Raw genomic sequence first — 15,223 nt, forward strand, 5'->3', positions numbered from 1 at the left:
CCCTGTGCATCGCGGCATACGGGTTTCTGATGGCTGAGCGAATGACTGCCGAGAAGCCCATCGGCGGCAAAAAAAACTTCGCCATCCGCGCGTTGCCTGAAGTTCCCGAAGATTACGTCCCGAGGGGTAGCCCAGCGCGCTCAGCGCCACGTGCCGACGTCAATCACGTCCTTGCGGCACCTGCTGAGCTATGAGTTGAACCTTCGATTGGGCTCATGCACGTGTTGCGGCCGAACGTCGCCATTTTTATGACACAGTAAGACTGGTGGCAGGGCTGCTGAGCCGCCTCGCGTTGTTTTGATTGATGCGAATGTGTTCTTCGCACCTCGGATGAGAGACCTCGTCATGCATCTGCATGCGGAAGAGCTCATCAACATCCATTGGACGAAGGAAATCGAAGCAGAGTGGGCGCGCAACGTTGTCGCCAAACAAGACGCTGACGCTGAGGGCATTCAGGCCTGCCTTCGCGGTATGCGTGACGCTGTTGACGGCTGGGAGGTGACCGGATACGCCAAGCACGTCCCGAAGTTTGAAACCGTTGACCCGAAGGACCAGCACGTAGCTGCTGCCGCGTACAAGCTGTCGCTCGATGACTGGCCAGGTCAACCGGTGGCTCTGGTGACCAAGAACGTCAAGGACTTCCCCGCAACTGCGTTTGCAGACACGCAGCTCACCCGCTACTGCCTCAGCGGGTACATCGACGCGCTCTATGCAGCGGAGCCAGAGCGAGTTATCAAAGTCGCCGAGGGCTGTCGCAAGAAGCTGAAGGCGCCGACCTTGGACAAGGAGCGCTATGTGGCCGTCTTGATGACCCACAAGTGCGTCGGCCTGGCGCAAGGTCTTGCAAAGGCGTGGGGCGTGGAATGTCCGGTGGTCGACAAGGACGGAACCTTGTACTACGAGTCCGACCGCTCAAAATTCAAGGCGCCTGCAAAGAAGGCGGCCGCCAAGAAGGCAGCGAAGCCCTAACGCTCGGCGCTGTCGGCAGCGACTCGGGGGTGACTGCATCCAAGGCGGAAAGCTCGGCGTCGAGAAGATGAATCTTTTCGGGCAGCATCGCTGCCTGGTGACGACACCGATCGACTTGGCCTCGCAGCCCTGCGTGCCATGCTGCGCCGGGCCGTGGTGGCGTGGTTCGCCTACGTGTTCCTGCGCGTGGCTGGGGCTGCCGGGCGCTACTGAGCGTCGGTCGTCAGGGCAGGGGATTGGTGCTGACCGCCGCATCGAAGCGGCGCAGCCACTCCGGCGCCACCTTCATGCTGCAGGCCAGGTGGCGCTGGGGCGGCGCCGGCATGCCGGGCAGCAGCACGGCTTCCAGCGCCTGGGCATGGGGCTCGCCGCGGCGCTGCCATTCGCGCAGCTCGCCGGCCACCGAGATGGTGAAGTCCGCATGGCCGCGGGCCAGCATGGTCGGCGGGTGGGCGCTGCTGGCACTGGCCCGCAGTGGCGCAGGGTTGCGCTGGGCGATCCAGCCATTCAGCGTCGCGCCGTAGGCCACGCCGTCGTACACCAGCAGCTTCAGCTGCGGGGACAGCACGGCCGCGCGTGCGCTGAGCAGGGCTCGCAAGGTGGGCGCCGCGTGGCGCGCGACCAGGAAGACCTGCTGCTCCTCCTGGTGGATGGGCCGTGAGAAGCGCGCGAAGCGCCGGCGCTCCGGCGTGTCGAACACGCCCAGCACGCACAACGGTTCGGTGTTGCGCTGCAGCGCCTGCAGGCTGCGCTTGAGCGGCACGGCCTCCCAGCGCAGTGCCAGTCCGGCGCGGTGGGCCCAGGTGGCGACACGGCCGGCCATGGGCAGTGCGGGCGCGCCGTCCGGCCCGCTGCCGGGCAGGGGGATGTGGTGCACCACCATGACCGGCTCGGTAGCCGGCGCAGCAGCGGCCTCACCGGTCAGCACGGCGAGGGTGGCGACAAGGGAGCGGCGCAGCATCGGGGTGGAAGCCAGGGCTGCCCCGATTCTGCGCCTCGCCGGCGCGGGGCGACTCAGCCCGCGAAGCGAGGCGCGCCGGGGGCGGCCAGCGCGTCGGCCTGCACCAGCGCGGCCGCCCGCTCGATGTCGGGCGCCAGGTAGTGGTCGGCCGGCATGCTGGCGCAGTGCTGGCGCAGGCGCGCATGCAGTGCTTCCACGGCGGGCGAGCTGGTCAGCGGGCGCAGGAAGTCGATGCCCTGTGCGGCGGCCAGCAGCTCGATGGCGACGATGTGGGCCGTGTTGTCCAGCATCGCGTGCAGCCGGCGCGCGCCGAAGGTGGCCATGGAGACATGGTCTTCCTGGTTGGCGCTGGTGGGCAGGCTGTCCACGCTGGCCGGGTGGGCCAGGCTTTTGTTCTCGCTGGCCAGCGCCGCCGCCGTCACGTGAGCGATCATGAATCCACTGTGCAGGCCGGCATCGGCCGTCAGGAAGGGCGGCAGGCGCGAGATGCCCGGGTCGATGAGCATCGCGATGCGGCGCTCTGCGATGGCCCCCACCTCGGCGATCGCCAGCGCGAGGTTGTCCGCCGCGAAGGCGACGGGCTCGGCGTGGAAGTTGCCGCCCGAAATGAGACCCCCACGCCCCTGCGGGGCTGCCCCCCGAGGGGGCTCGCCGCCTGCTTGGGGCGGCCCGGCGCTGGCGTCGGTCATGCAGTCGTCAAACACCAGCGGGTTGTCGGTCACGGCGTTGGCCTCGCGCACCAGCACCAGGGTGGCGTGGCGGGCCTGGTCCAGCGCTGCGCCCATCACCTGCGGCTGGCAGCGCAGGCAGTAGGGATCCTGCACGCGCTCGTCGCCCTCCCGGTGGCTGGCGCGGATGGCGCTGCCGGCGGCCAGCGCGCGGTAGATGCCGGCCACCTCGATCTGGCCGGGCTGGCCGCGTACCGCGTGGATCCGGGCGTCGAAGGGGCCGTCGCTGCCACGGGCCGCGTCCAGCGTCATCGAGCCGCTGGCCAGCGCGGTGGCGAACAGGCCCTCGAAGCGGATCAGCGCGTGAAGCGCCAGCGCGGTGCTGGCCTGTGTGCCGTTGATGAGGGCCAGGCCTTCCTTGGCAGCCAGCGTCAGCGGTGCCAGGCCCAGGCGCGCGAGCTCGGCGCCGGCCGGTACGCGCTGGCCGTCCACCAGCGCCTCGCCTTCACCCATCAGCGCCAGCGTCAAGTGGGCCAGCGGGGCCAGGTCACCGCTGGCGCCCACCGAGCCTTGCGCGGGCACGTAGGGAATGAAGCCGGCGTTGAAGGCGTCGAGCAGCGACTGCACGACGACACGGCGCACGCCCGAGAAGCCGCGCGCCAGGCTGCCGGCCTTGGTGGCCAGCATCAGGCGCACGACGGGCGGGCTCATCGGCGCGCCCACGCCGACGGCGTGACTGCGGATCAGGTTCAGCTGCAGCGCGGCGAGCTGGTCCTTGGCGATGCGGGTGCTGGCCAGCTTGCCGAAGCCGGTGTTGACGCCGTAGACCGGCGCGTCACCCGCGGCGGCGGCGGCCACCAGCGCGGCGCTGGCGTCGACGGCCGCCCAGTCGTGCAGTTCAAGCGTGATGCCGCCAGCCGCGATGTCGGCCAGCTGGGCCAGGGTCAGGTGTCCGGGGTGGAGGTTCATAGTGAAGGCAGCTTGAGTTCGTTCTGGCGGGCGCAGGCGATGGCTGTGTCGTAGCCTGCATCGGCATGGCGCATGACGCCGGTGGCCGGGTCGTTGAACAGCACGCGCGACAGCCGCTGGGCAGCTGCCTCGGTGCCGTCGGCGACGATGACGACGCCACTGTGCTGCGAGAAGCCCATGCCGACGCCGCCGCCATGGTGCAGGCTCACCCAGGTGGCGCCGCCGGCGGTGTTGAGCAGTGCGTTCAGCAGCGGCCAGTCGGAGACGGCATCGCTGCCGTCCTGCATGGCCTCGGTCTCGCGGTTGGGGCTGGCCACCGAGCCGCAGTCCAGGTGGTCGCGGCCGATGACGATGGGGGCCTTGAGCTCGCCGGTCCTCACCATCTCGTTGAACGCCAGGCCGGCCAGGTGGCGCTGGCCCAGGCCCAGCCAGCAGATGCGCGCCGGCAGGCCCTGGAAGGCGATGCGCTCGGCGGCCATGTCCAGCCAGCGGTGCACGCGCGTCTCGTCGGGGAAGAGTTCCTTGATCTTGGCGTCGGTCTTGCGGATGTCTTCCGGGTCGCCGGAGAGCGCCACCCAGCGGAACGGCCCGCGGCCCTCGCAGAACTGCGGGCGCACATAGGCCGGCACGAAGCCGGGGAAGTCGAAGGCATTCGCCACGCCCTGGTCCTTGGCGACCTGGCGGATGTTGTTGCCGTAGTCCACCGTGGGCACGCCCAGGGCCTGGAAGTCCAGCATGGCCTGCACATGCACGGCGCAGCCCTGCGCAGCGGCGGACTTCAGCGCGGCGTGCTGGGCCGGGTCGGCCGCAGCGGCCCGCCATTGAGCCACCGTCCAGCCGGCTGGCAGGTAGCCGTTGAGCAGGTCGTGAGCGGAGGTCTGGTCGGTGACGATGTGCGGGGCGGGCGCGGTGCCCGCTTTCACGCGCCGCACCAGCTCGGGCAGCAGCTCGGCCGCATTGCCCAGCAGTGCGATGGAGATGGCCTTGCCCTCAGCGCCGTAGCGGCGCAGGCGCTCGATGGCGTCGTCCAGGTCGGTGGCCTGCTCATCCACGTAGCGGGTCTTGAGGCGGAAATCGATGCGGCTTTGCTGGCACTCGATGTTCAGCGAGCTGAAACCCGCGAACGTGGCCGCCAGCGGCTGCGCGCCGCCCATGCCGCCCAGGCCCGCCGTCAGCACCCACTTGCCGCGGGCATCGCCGCCGTAGTGCTGGCGGGCGGCTTCGGCAAAGGTCTCGTAGGTGCCCTGCACGATGCCCTGGGTGCCGATGTAGATCCAGCTGCCGGCCGTCATCTGGCCGTACATCATCAGCCCGGCGCGGTCGAGCTCGTTGAAGTGCTCCCACGTGGCCCAGTGCGGCACGAGGTTGGAGTTGGCCAGCAGCACGCGCGGCGCATCGGCATGTGTCTTGAACACACCCACCGGCTTGCCGCTCTGCACCAGCAGCGTCTCGTCGTCGCCCAGCGTGCGCAGCGTGCCCAGGATGCGGTCGAAGGCCTCCCAGTTGCGCGCGGCCTTGCCGATGCCGCCGTACACCACGAGCGCATCCGGGTTCTCTGCCACTGCGGGGTCGAGGTTGTTCTGCAGCATGCGGTAGGCGGCCTCGGTCAGCCAGCTCTTGCAGTGCAGCTGGGTGCCGGTGGGCGCTTTGACGGGGCGGGGCAGGGCGGTCATGGGTACTCCTGTGGGGCGCGTTGGACTCTAGTTGTCTATACAAGTCAAGTCAACTAGCATCCGGACATGCCCAGAATCGCCAGCCCCGAGCCCCAGTACCTCAAAGTCAAGAACCACCTGCGCGAAGGCATCGCCAGCGGCCACTGGGTGGCGGGCGACCTGCTGCCCAGCGAGGGGGCGCTGGTGGCGCAGTTCGAGGTCAGCCGCATGACGGTGAACCGCGCGCTGCGCGAGCTGGTGCAGGAGGGGCTGATCGAGCGGGTGCAGGGCGTGGGCAGCTTCGTGGCGCAGCTGCACCGCATCTCCTCCACGCTGAACGTGCGCGACGTGCACGAAGAGATCGTCGAGCGCGGCGGCCAGCACGAGGCGCGCGTGCATGCGCTGCTCAAGGGCAAGGCCACGCCGCAGCAGGCGGCCGAGCTGGGTCTGAAACGAGGGGCGCCGGTGTTCCTCAGCCTCATCGTGCACCTGGAGAACGGCCAGGCCATCCAGTGCGAGGAGCGGGCCGTCAACCCGGCCTGTGCGCCGGACTACCTGGCGCAGGACTTCACTCGCATCACGCCCACGCATTACCTGCTGGACGTGGCGCCACTGTCGGAAGCGCGCTACATGATCGAGGCGGCCCTGCCCGGCGAGGTGGAGGCCAAACTGCTGGGCATCGGCCGGCGCGACCCCTGCCTGGTGGTCAAGCGCATCACCTACAGCCGTGGCGTGGCCGTCACGGCGGTCAAGCTGACCCACCCTGGTGCACGTTACCAATTGCAAGGGAGCTTCTCGGCATGAGGTTTGCCGGCCAGTGCTGCCGACAATCCGCGGCGAGCCACTGAAGCGGGAACGAGAACATGAGTTGGAGCAAGGTCAGCGCGGCAGACGTCCAGCCGCAGGCCTGGAAGAACGGCGGCGGCACCACGCGTGAGCTGCTGGCCTGGCCGCATGCGCACGACTGGGTGCTGCGCGTCAGCGTGGCGCGCGTGGACCGCGATGGGCCGTTCTCGGCCTTTCCCGGCGTGCACCGCCAACTGGCGGTCATCGGCGGCGCCGGGCTGCGCCTGTTCGACTGGCCGCAGAGCATGGGCGACGAGCCGCTGGGCTTCGACGGCGGGCTGGCGCCGGACGCCCAGCTCATCCGCGGCGCGACGGACGTGTTCAACGCCATGGAGCGTCACGGCAACCTGGAGGTCATGCCGGCCAGCCGGGTGTTGCTGCCGCGCACGCCGTGGGTGGGCCTGTTCACCGTGGAAGGCGGGCTGCTGGAGCATGGCCACCGCGCCATGCCGCTGGCGCCGCTGACGCTGGCCTGGTGCGAGGCGCCTGCCGCGCAGAGCTGCGTCTTCATGGGACCTGACGCCACCGCCAGCCATGCCTGGTGGCTGACCTGGAGCGCCGACACATGAAGCTGTGGCGGGGTGGGCGCCTGGCCACGCTGGCCGGGGACCGCGGCTGGGGCCTGATCGACGATGGCGCGATGCTGGTGGATGGCGGCGTGCTGCGCTGGGTGGGGCCGAGCGCCGAGGCGCCGCCGGCCGACGAGGTGGTGGAGCTGCATGGCGCGCTGGTCACGCCGGGGCTGGTGGACTGCCACACCCACCTCGTCTATGGCGGCAACCGCGCGCAGGAGTTCGAGCAGCGCCTGCACGGCGCCAGCTATGCCGACATCGCCCGGGCTGGCGGGGGCATCCGCTCGACGGTGGCGGCCACGCGTGCCGCCAGTGAGGCCGAGCTGCTGGCCTCGGCCACGCGCCGCGCCCAGGCGCTGATGCGCGAGGGCGTGACAACGCTGGAGGTCAAGTCCGGCTACGGGCTGGACGCCAGCACCGAGGCGCGCATGCTGCGCGTGGCCCGCCAGCTGCGTGGCGTGGACGTGCGCACCACCTACCTGGGCGCCCATGCGCTGCCACCCGAATTCAGCGACGCCGATGCCTACATCGACGCCGCCTGCGCCTGGCTGCCGGCGTTGCATGCCGAGGGCCTGGTCGATGCGGTGGACGCCTTCTGCGAGAACATCGCCTTCAGCCCGGCCCAAGTGGCGCGGGTGTTCGAGGTGGCCGGCCGCCTGGGCCTGCCCGTCAAGCTTCATGCCGAGCAGTTGAGCGACCAGGGCGGGGCCGCACTCGCCGCCCGCCACGGTGCGCTGAGCTGCGACCACCTGGAGTTCCTGAGCCCGGCCGGCATCCAGGCCATGGCCCAGGCCGGCACCGTGGCCGTGCTGCTGCCCGGTGCCTTCTACGCGCTGCGCGAGACCCGGCTGCCACCCGTGCAGGCGCTGCGAGATGCCGGCGTGCCGATGGCGATCGCGACCGACCACAACCCGGGCAGCTCGCCCACGCTGTCGCCGCTGCTGATGCTGAACATGGCCTGCGTGCTGTTCCGCCTGACGCCCGAGGAGGCCTGGCGCGGGCTCACCGTCAATGGGGCGCGTGCCCTCGGGCTGCGCGACCGCGGCCAGCTCGTCGCCGGCCAGCGCGCCGACTTCTGTCTCTGGGATGGCGCTCATCCGCGGGAGCTGGCAGCATGTTTTGGGCATAACCCGCTGATAGAACGGGTGTGCCAGGGAGGAGCATGAGCGTCTATGAACTGCAGCGCGGTCGCGTGCCGCTGCTGATCAGCCTGCCCCACGTGGGCACCGACATCCCGCGGGCGCTGGCCGACAGCCTGGTGCCCCGTGCGCTGGCCAGCGAGGACACCGACTGGCACCTGGCGCGCCTGTACAGGCCGCTGGCCGAGGCATTGGGCGCCAGTCTCATCGTGGCGCGCTACAGCCGCTACGTCGTCGACCTGAACCGCCCGCCGGACGACCAGCCGTTGTACCCGGGCGCGTCGGGCGGCACGGGCCTGGTGCCCACGCGCTTCTTCAGCAGCGAGCCGCTGTACCGCGACGGTGCCGAGCCCGATGCTGCGGCTGTGGCCGAGCGCCGCACGGCCTACTGGCAGCCCTACCACGACGCGCTGGCCGCCGAGCTGGCGCGGCTGCGCGCCGCGCACGGCCGGGCGCTGCTGTTCGACGGCCACAGCATCCGCTCCGAGCTGCCCTGGCTGTTCGAGGGACAACTGCCGGCGCTGAATCTGGGCACGGCCGATGGTGCGTCCTGCGACCCCGCCATCACGCGCCGACTGGGCGCGGTGCTGGCCGCGCAGGCGGCCTACAGCCAGGTGGTCAATGGCCGCTTCAAGGGCGGCTACATCACGCGCCACTACGGTCAGCCCGGCCGGGGCGTGCATGCGGTGCAGCTGGAGATGTGCCAGCGCTGCTACATGGACGAGGCGCGCGATCCGCGCGAGGCCTATGACGAGGCCGCCGCCGCCCGCGTGGCGCCGCTGCTCGAACAGCTGCTGAAGGAGATGCTGGCATGCTGAAGCAACTCCACGCCCCCCTGGCCTGGGTCAACGGCGGCTGGCAGCGCGATGTGCTGCTGACCGTGGACGGCAGCGGCCACTGGGCCGAGATCACGGTCAACCACCCGGCACCGCCCGGCGCGGAGCTGCTGGCCGGGCCGGTCATCCCCAGCCTGGTCAACGCGCACAGCCACGCCTTCCAGCGCGCCTTCGTCGGCATGGCCGAGCGCCGCGAGGCCGGGCAGGACGACTTCTGGAGCTGGCGCGACCGCATGTACGCGCTGGCGCTGCGCATCTCGCCGCAGCAACTGCGCGCCGTGGCCAGCCAGCTCTATGCCGAGCTGCTGCGCGGCGGCTACACCCAGGTCTGCGAGTTCCATTACCTGCACCACCCGGCCGCCGGCCAGGCGTTCGAGGACGAGCTGGACATGGCCTGGGCGCTGGCCAGCGCGGCCGAAGACACCGGTATCGGCCTGACGCTGCTGCCGGTGGTCTACACCCGCAGCGGCTTCGCCGCTGCCGGGTTGCGCCCCGACCAGCATCGCTTCGCGGCCGACGCCGACTGGGCCTGGCGGGCCTGTCAGCGCATCAACGCGGCCGGGCTGCCGCGGGTCAACGCGGGTGTCGCGCTGCACTCGCTGCGCGGCGCGTCGCCGGCCGACATCAAGCGGCTGCGCGACGTCATCGGCGGCCACGACCTGCCGCTGCACATCCACGTCGCCGAGCAGACGGCCGAGGTGGCCGACTGCCTGGCCGCCACCGGCCAGCGGCCGCTGCAATGGCTGGCCGAGGGCGGCCACCTGGACACGCGCTGGCAGCTGGTGCATGCCACGCATGCCGAACCGGCCGAGATCGAGGCCGTGGCGGCCAGCGGCGCCGGCATCGTCATCTGCGCCGGCACCGAAGCCAACCTGGGCGACGGTTTCGCTGATCTGCCGCGTTGGCTGCAGGCCGGGGTGCCGCTGACGGTGGGTTCGGACAGCCAGGTCACGCGCGGCTGGGTGGAGGAGCTGCGCTGGCTGGAGTACGGTCAGCGATTGCTGCACCGGCAGCGCAACATCGCCGCGCTGCCCGGCGTGCAGCCGTCCAGCGCGGCCCGGCTGTTCGAGGCGGCCGTGCATGGCGGCGCCCGCGCGGCTGGTTTCGCGGCCTGGGGCCTGACGCCCGGCGCCCGAGCCGATGCGCTGGTGCTGAACCGCGATGCCGATGGCCTGCGCGGGCTGCCGGACGACGCGCTGCTGGACGCCGTCGTGTTCGGCAGCAACGGCACGCCGTGGCAGTCGGTGTGGGTGGCGGGCCGGGCGCGGCCCTGGCGCGAGCCGCAACGCGTGGGCGACGCCTTCCAGCAAGCCATGCGTGATTTGTGGCTTGGCGAAGGGATCGCCAGCCGCTAGTCTCCCGCCACAACCTACGAGGGAGTGGCGATGAAGCTGAGTGATTTCACGATCAAGGCGCGGCTGCTCGCGCTGGCGGCTCTGGCGGTGCTGGGCATGCTGATCGTCGGCATGCAGGGGCTGCGCAGTCTGTCCCAGTCCAAGGCCGACTTCGTCCACTACGTCGACAACGACGTGCAGGCGCTGACGCTGCTGGCGGGCATCCGCGCCGGGGTGGGCAACCTGCGGCGCTACGAGAAAGACCTGCTCATCAACCTGGCCGATGCCAAGGCCGTTGAGCGCTACCGCAAGGACTGGACGACCACCTTCGACAAGGTCTCGGACAGCCTCGGGCGCATCGCCAAGCTGGACATGCCGGCGGACGTCAAGCGCATGCCCGAGGAGCTGCAAAAGGCGCTGCAGGACTACCGGGGCGGTTTCTCCGGCGTGCTGGACCGGCTGGGCCGGGGCGAGTTCGCCGACACGGCCGCCGCCAACCAGGCCATGGAGCCGGTCAAGGCGCCGGTGCGGGCGATGGACAAGGCGCTGGGCGAGATGACCGACCGCATCGACAAGCATTCGGCCACGCAGGTGGAGCAGGTCGATGCGCACCAGTCCAGTATCCGGCGCAACTTGCTGCTGGTGGTCGTGGCTGCCGTGCTGCTGCTGCTGGCCTACACGGTGGTCAACATCCGCTCCATCCTGGCGCCGCTGGCGGCGGCCGTGCAGGCGGCCGAGCGCATCGCGGCGCACGATCTCAGCCAGCCCGTGCGCGCGGACGGCCGCGACGAGACCGCCGCGTTGATGCGCGGCGTGCAGGGCATGCAGGCCTCGCTGGTCCAGGTGGTCAGTGGCGTGCGCTCCAGCACCGACAGCATCGCCACCGCGTCACGCGAGGTCGCGACCGGCAGCCAGGACTTGAGCAACCGCACCGAGCAGGCCGCGTCCAACCTTCAGGAGACGGCCTCGGCCATGGAGGAGCTGACGGTGAGCGTCACGCACAACGCCGAGTCCGCGCGCCAGGCCCAGCAGCTGGCCAGCGATGCGGCCGACGTGGCCCGGCGCGGCGGCGCCGTGGTGGACCAGGTGGTGAAGACCATGGGGCGCATCAGCGCTTCGTCCGACAAGATCGCTGACATCATCTCCGTCATCGACGGCATCGCCTTCCAAACCAACATCCTCGCGCTGAACGCGGCCGTCGAGGCCGCGCGGGCCGGCGAGCAGGGCCGGGGCTTCGCGGTGGTGGCTGGCGAGGTGCGCACGCTGGCCCAGCGCTCGGCCGAAGCTGCCAAGGAGATCAAGACGCTGATCACCCACAGCGGCGAGAACGTGGACAACGGGGCCGAGCTCGTCACGCAGGCGGGCCGCACCATGCAAGAGATCATCGAGGCGATCGCCCGCGTCAGCAGCATCGTGTCGGAGATCAGCCATGCGACCGGCGAGCAGAGCACCGGCATCGGCCAGATCGGCCAGGCCATCGCGGGCCTGGACCAGATGACGCAGCAAAACGCCGCGCTGGTGGAGGAGTCCGCCGCCGCGGCCGCCAGCCTGCGTCAGCAGGCCGACGAGCTGGCGCGGTCGGTGGCGGTGTTCAGGCTGGGATGAGAGGCGGCCGCCGCCCAGGTGGGGCGGCTGTCGATTCAGCGCGCGGCCTGGCGATCCGTCGCGGCGCGCTGGGGCCGGGCCTGAGGGCGGCGCACCATGCGTGCATCGCAACCCGAACCGCAAGGAGCCACCCCATGAACACCGACCTCAACAGCACCGACCTGCAAGCCCTGGCCCAGCGCCGCGTGGACATCAAGCTGGGCTTCCTGATCCATCTGGGCGTGTTCCTGGCGGTCAACCTGGGCATCTCGCTGGCCCGCTACCTGGCCGGAGGCAGCTTCCAGCCCTTCTTCCCGGTGTGGGGCTGGGCCATCGGCCTGGTGGCCCACGGCGTGGGCACGGCGGCCGCCCTGATGGGCTGGAACCTGCGCGAGCGCCTGGTGAGCGCCGAGATGGCCTCGCTGCAGCGCCGCTGAGCGAGGCCGGGCGCGGCCTCAGAGGGTGAGAGTTTTTCGGCCGTGCTCGAAAGGCGCGTCAAAGCGCCCGCGAACTAGGCGCAAAGCGCAGCCATAGCTCGGGCTATGGCGAGCATTTGCAACGAAGGGCGAGGGCGTTTTGGCGTGCAAGGCGGGCATGGGTGAAAGGCTCTCACCCTCTCAGGCCGCGGCCGCTGTGCCGCGCTTGCGGCTGAACTTCTGGATCACGTCGTCCACGATCTCGTACAGCACCGGGATCACCAGCAGGCTCAGGAACGTGCTGGTGATCAGCCCGCCGATGACGACGATGGCCATCGGGGCCCGGAAGCTCGGGTCGGTGCCGAAGCCCAGGGCGATGGGCATCATGCCCGCGCCCATGGCCAGCGTCGTCATGACGATGGGCCGGGCACGCTTGTGGCAGGCGTCCAGCAGCGCGTCCAGGCGGCTCAGGCCCTGCTCGCGCTGCGCGACGATGGCGTACTCCACCAGCAGGATGGAGTTCTTCGTCGCGATGCCCATCAGCATGATCATGCCGATCATGGCAGGCATGGACAGGTCAGTGCCCGTCGCGAACAGCGCCAGGATGGCGCCCGGGACGGACAGCACCAGCGCCCCCAGGATGGTGACCGGCTGCACCCACGCGTGGAACAGCAGCACCAGCACGATGTAGATGCACGCCACGCCCGTGCCCATGGCCAGCAGGAAGCCCTGGCCCAGCTCCGCGAAGGCCTCGGCGTCGCCGATCTCGGCCTTGGTGACGCCCGGCGGCAGGTTGTTCAGGCTGGGCAGCTTGTCGGCCGCGGCCTGCACGTCGGACAGCGACTGGCCGTTGAGCTCCAGCTCGAAGTTGACGTTGCGAAGCCGGTCATAGCGGTCGATCTGCGCCGGGCCGCTGGCCAGCTGTAGCTCGGCCACCTGGCGCAGCGGCACCGGGCCGCGTGCACCCGGCACGGTCAGCTCGCCCAGCAGCGCGAGGTCGGCGCGGGCGGCGTCCGGCAGGCGCACGACGATGGGCACCTGGCGCTGGCTGAGGTTGAGCTTGGGCAGCAACTGGTCGTAGTCACCGGCCGTGGCGATGCGCAGCGTGTCGGCAATCGCCGCCGTGCTCACACCCAGGTCCGCGGCGCGGGCGGCGTCGGGGCGCACGATGAGCTCGGGCCGCTGCAGGCTGGAGCTGCTGGTCACCTGGCCGATGCCGGGCAGGCCGCGCAGCTCGCTCTCCACCTTGGCGGCGTGCTGGGCCAGCGTCTCGCCGTCCTCGCCGGCGAGCACCAACTGGTACTTCTCGTTGGAGCCGCCAAAGCTCACCTTGATGCGCGCACCGGCGATGCGCTCCAGCTCGGCGCGAAGTTCGCGCTCGATCTGCTGCTTGCTGGTGCCGCTGCGCTGCTGGCGCGGCGTGAGGTTGAGCGTCAGCGTGGCCTTGCGGGACTCGGCCGCGCCGCTCATCGCGAACGGGTCGCCGCCCGCGCTGCCGCCGCCGACGGCCGTGTAGATCAGCTTGACGTGGCCATGCGTGGCCGCCACGGCGCGGGCCTGCTCGGCAATGGCGCGCGTTTGCTCGTAGGTGCTGCCGGGCGGCAGCTCGATGCTGATCTGCGTCTGGCTGAGGTCGTCCGGCGGGATGAAGGCGCTGGAGATCTTGTCCATGAACAGCGGTGCGCAGGCGGCCACGCTGAAGGCGGCCGTCAGCGCCATGGTCTTGCCCTTGTGCGTGAACGACCAGCGAGCCGCGCGCAGGTAGGCGGGCATCCAGAACGGCTCCTTGTGCGCGTGCTTCGGGGGCTTGAGGATGTAGGCCGCCATCATGGGCGTCAGCATGCGGGCCACGACCAGCGAGAAGAACACCGCGATGGCCGCCGTCCAGCCGAACTGCACGAAGAACTTGCCCACCACGCCGCTCATGAAGGCCGTGGGCAGGAACACCGCGATCAGCGTGAACGTGGTGGCGATGACGGCCAGGCCGATCTCGTCGGCCGCCTCGCGGGCAGCTTCCAGCGGTGTCTTGCCCTGCGTCAGGTGACGCATGATGTTCTCGATCTCGACGATGGCGTCGTCCACCAGCACGCCGATGACCAGCGACAGCGACAGCAGCGTCACGACGTTGAGCGTGAAGCCCATCAGGTACATCACGTAGAACGCCGGCAGCGCCGACAGCGGCAGCGCCACCGCGCTGACCAGCGTGGCCCGCCAGTCGCGCAGGAAGAACCACACCACCACGACGGCCAGGAAGGCGCCTTCCAGCAGCAGCTTCATGCTGCCGTCGTAGTTCTCGATGACGGGGTCGACGAAGTTGAAGGCCTCGGTGACGGTGATGTCCGGATGCGCCGCCTTCAGCTCCTCCAGCGCCGCGCGCACGCGCTCGGCCACGTCCACCTCGCCGGCGCCCTTGGCGCGCACGACCTCGAAGCCCACCACCGGCTTGCCGTTGAGGAAGGCACCGGCACGCCGCTCAGCCAGCGTATCGCTGACGGCAGCCACCTGGTCCAGCCGCACGCGGCGGCCGTCGGCCAGCGGGATGTCCATCGCCGCCAGTTCCTCGGCGCTCTGCACGGTGGCGATGGTGCGCAGCGACTGCTCCGCGCCGCCCAGCTGGGCGCGGCCGCCGGGGGCTTCTTGCTGCACGTTCCTCAGCTGGCGCGACACCTCGGCGGCGGTCACGCCCAGCGCCAGCATGCGCGACGGGTCCAGCTCCACGCGCAGCTCACGGGTGACGCCGCCCACGCGGGCCACCGAGCCCACGCCGCGCACGGCCAGCATGCGCTTGGTGACCTGGTTGTCGACGAACCAGGACAGCGCCTCGTCGTCCATCGCGCTGGACGAGACCGTGTAGGTCAGGATGGGCATGCCCGACAGGTTCATCTTGGTGATGACCGGGTCCCGCAGGTCGGCAGGCAGGTCGGCGCGGATGCGGGCCACCGCGTCGCGCGTGTCGTCCAGCGCCTCCTGCAGCGGCTTCTCCAGCCGGTACTCGACCGTGATGCTGGCGCTGCCGTCCTGCACCTTGGTGTAGATGTGCTTGACGCCCTGGGCCGACGCGACCGAGTTCTCGATCTTGCGGGCCACCTCGGTTTCCATCTGCGCGGGCGCGGTGCCCGGCAGCGAGGCGGAGATGACGATGGTGGGCAGTTCGATGTCAGGGAACTGCTGGATCTTCATCTGCTTGAAGCCGTACAGGCCGGCGGCCGTCAGCATGATGAAGAACATGATGGCCGGCACCGGGTTGGCGATGGACCAGCGGGAGACGTTGAACATC

General features: G+C 70.4%; 12 protein-coding genes and 1 pseudogene. 9 read left to right on the top strand and 4 right to left on the bottom strand.

The genetic code is table 11. From position 1 onward, the window contains the following. A pseudogene (locus tag ACG0Z3_RS21275) lies at positions 1-194 on the top strand (IS701 family transposase); the annotation flags it as partial. Positions 195-345: 151 nt separating this feature from the next. After that, positions 346-969, top strand: coding sequence for a hypothetical protein (locus ACG0Z3_RS21280; protein ID WP_394401540.1), 624 nt, complete (start codon positions 346-348; stop codon positions 967-969). 223 nt (positions 970-1,192) lie between these two features. On the opposite strand, the gene ACG0Z3_RS21285 is transcribed toward ACG0Z3_RS21280, so the two are convergent. From ACG0Z3_RS21285 to hutU, 3 genes are read right to left on the bottom strand one after another with little or no spacing between them, the layout of a single operon-like run. Beyond that, positions 1,193-1,930, bottom strand: coding sequence for a hypothetical protein (locus tag ACG0Z3_RS21285; RefSeq protein ID WP_394401543.1), 738 nt, complete (start codon positions 1,928-1,930; stop codon positions 1,193-1,195). Between the two features lie 53 nt (positions 1,931-1,983). Beyond that, positions 1,984-3,567 carry a histidine ammonia-lyase gene (gene hutH / locus ACG0Z3_RS21290; protein ID WP_394401545.1) on the bottom strand — a complete coding sequence of 528 codons (1,584 nt, stop codon included), beginning with the start codon at positions 3,565-3,567 and terminating at the stop codon, positions 1,984-1,986. Further along, a complete protein-coding gene (hutU, locus tag ACG0Z3_RS21295) occupies positions 3,564-5,240 on the bottom strand; it encodes a urocanate hydratase (protein ID WP_394401547.1) in 1,677 nt (558 codons plus the stop codon). Before hutU ends, hutH begins: the two co-directional genes overlap by 4 nt. Before the next feature lie 66 nt (positions 5,241-5,306). Between hutU and hutC the strand changes: the two genes are divergently transcribed. From hutC to ACG0Z3_RS21330, 7 genes are all read left to right on the top strand, one after another. After that, positions 5,307-6,023 carry a histidine utilization repressor gene (gene hutC, locus ACG0Z3_RS21300; protein WP_394401549.1) on the top strand — a complete coding sequence of 239 codons (717 nt, stop codon included), beginning with the start codon at positions 5,307-5,309 and terminating at the stop codon, positions 6,021-6,023. A 59-nt stretch (positions 6,024-6,082) separates the two neighbouring features. After that, positions 6,083-6,634, top strand: a complete 552-nt coding sequence (locus ACG0Z3_RS21305; RefSeq protein ID WP_394401552.1) for a HutD/Ves family protein — start codon at positions 6,083-6,085, stop codon at positions 6,632-6,634. Further along, positions 6,631-7,803: an imidazolonepropionase gene (hutI, locus tag ACG0Z3_RS21310; RefSeq protein ID WP_394401555.1), complete on the top strand. Its 1,173-nt coding sequence runs from the start codon at positions 6,631-6,633 to the stop codon at positions 7,801-7,803. The genes ACG0Z3_RS21305 and hutI overlap by 4 nt, the downstream gene beginning before the upstream one ends. After that, positions 7,800-8,594: an N-formylglutamate deformylase gene (gene hutG / locus ACG0Z3_RS21315; protein ID WP_394401558.1), complete on the top strand. Its 795-nt coding sequence runs from the start codon at positions 7,800-7,802 to the stop codon at positions 8,592-8,594. Before hutI ends, hutG begins: the two co-directional genes overlap by 4 nt. Further along, on the top strand, positions 8,588-9,967 hold the full coding sequence (gene hutF / locus ACG0Z3_RS21320; protein WP_394401560.1) for a formimidoylglutamate deiminase: 1,380 nt from the start codon (positions 8,588-8,590) through the stop codon (positions 9,965-9,967). The genes hutG and hutF overlap by 7 nt, the downstream gene beginning before the upstream one ends. 30 nt (positions 9,968-9,997) lie before the next feature. After that, on the top strand, positions 9,998-11,551 hold the full coding sequence (locus ACG0Z3_RS21325) for a methyl-accepting chemotaxis protein (RefSeq protein WP_394401562.1): 1,554 nt from the start codon (positions 9,998-10,000) through the stop codon (positions 11,549-11,551). Positions 11,552-11,685: 134 nt separating this feature from the next. Continuing rightward, positions 11,686-11,967 (top strand): 2TM domain-containing protein, encoded by a 282-nt coding sequence (locus ACG0Z3_RS21330; protein WP_394401564.1) that lies wholly within the window; start codon positions 11,686-11,688, stop codon positions 11,965-11,967. 180 nt (positions 11,968-12,147) lie between these two features. On the opposite strand, the gene ACG0Z3_RS21335 is transcribed toward ACG0Z3_RS21330, so the two are convergent. Beyond that, positions 12,148-15,222 (bottom strand): efflux RND transporter permease subunit, encoded by a 3,075-nt coding sequence (locus tag ACG0Z3_RS21335; RefSeq protein WP_394401567.1) that lies wholly within the window; start codon positions 15,220-15,222, stop codon positions 12,148-12,150. Position 15,223: the final 1 nt, after the last annotated feature.

The organism is Pelomonas margarita, assembly GCF_043555875.1.
Lineage (GTDB): Bacteria > Pseudomonadota > Gammaproteobacteria > Burkholderiales > Burkholderiaceae_C > Pelomonas > Pelomonas margarita.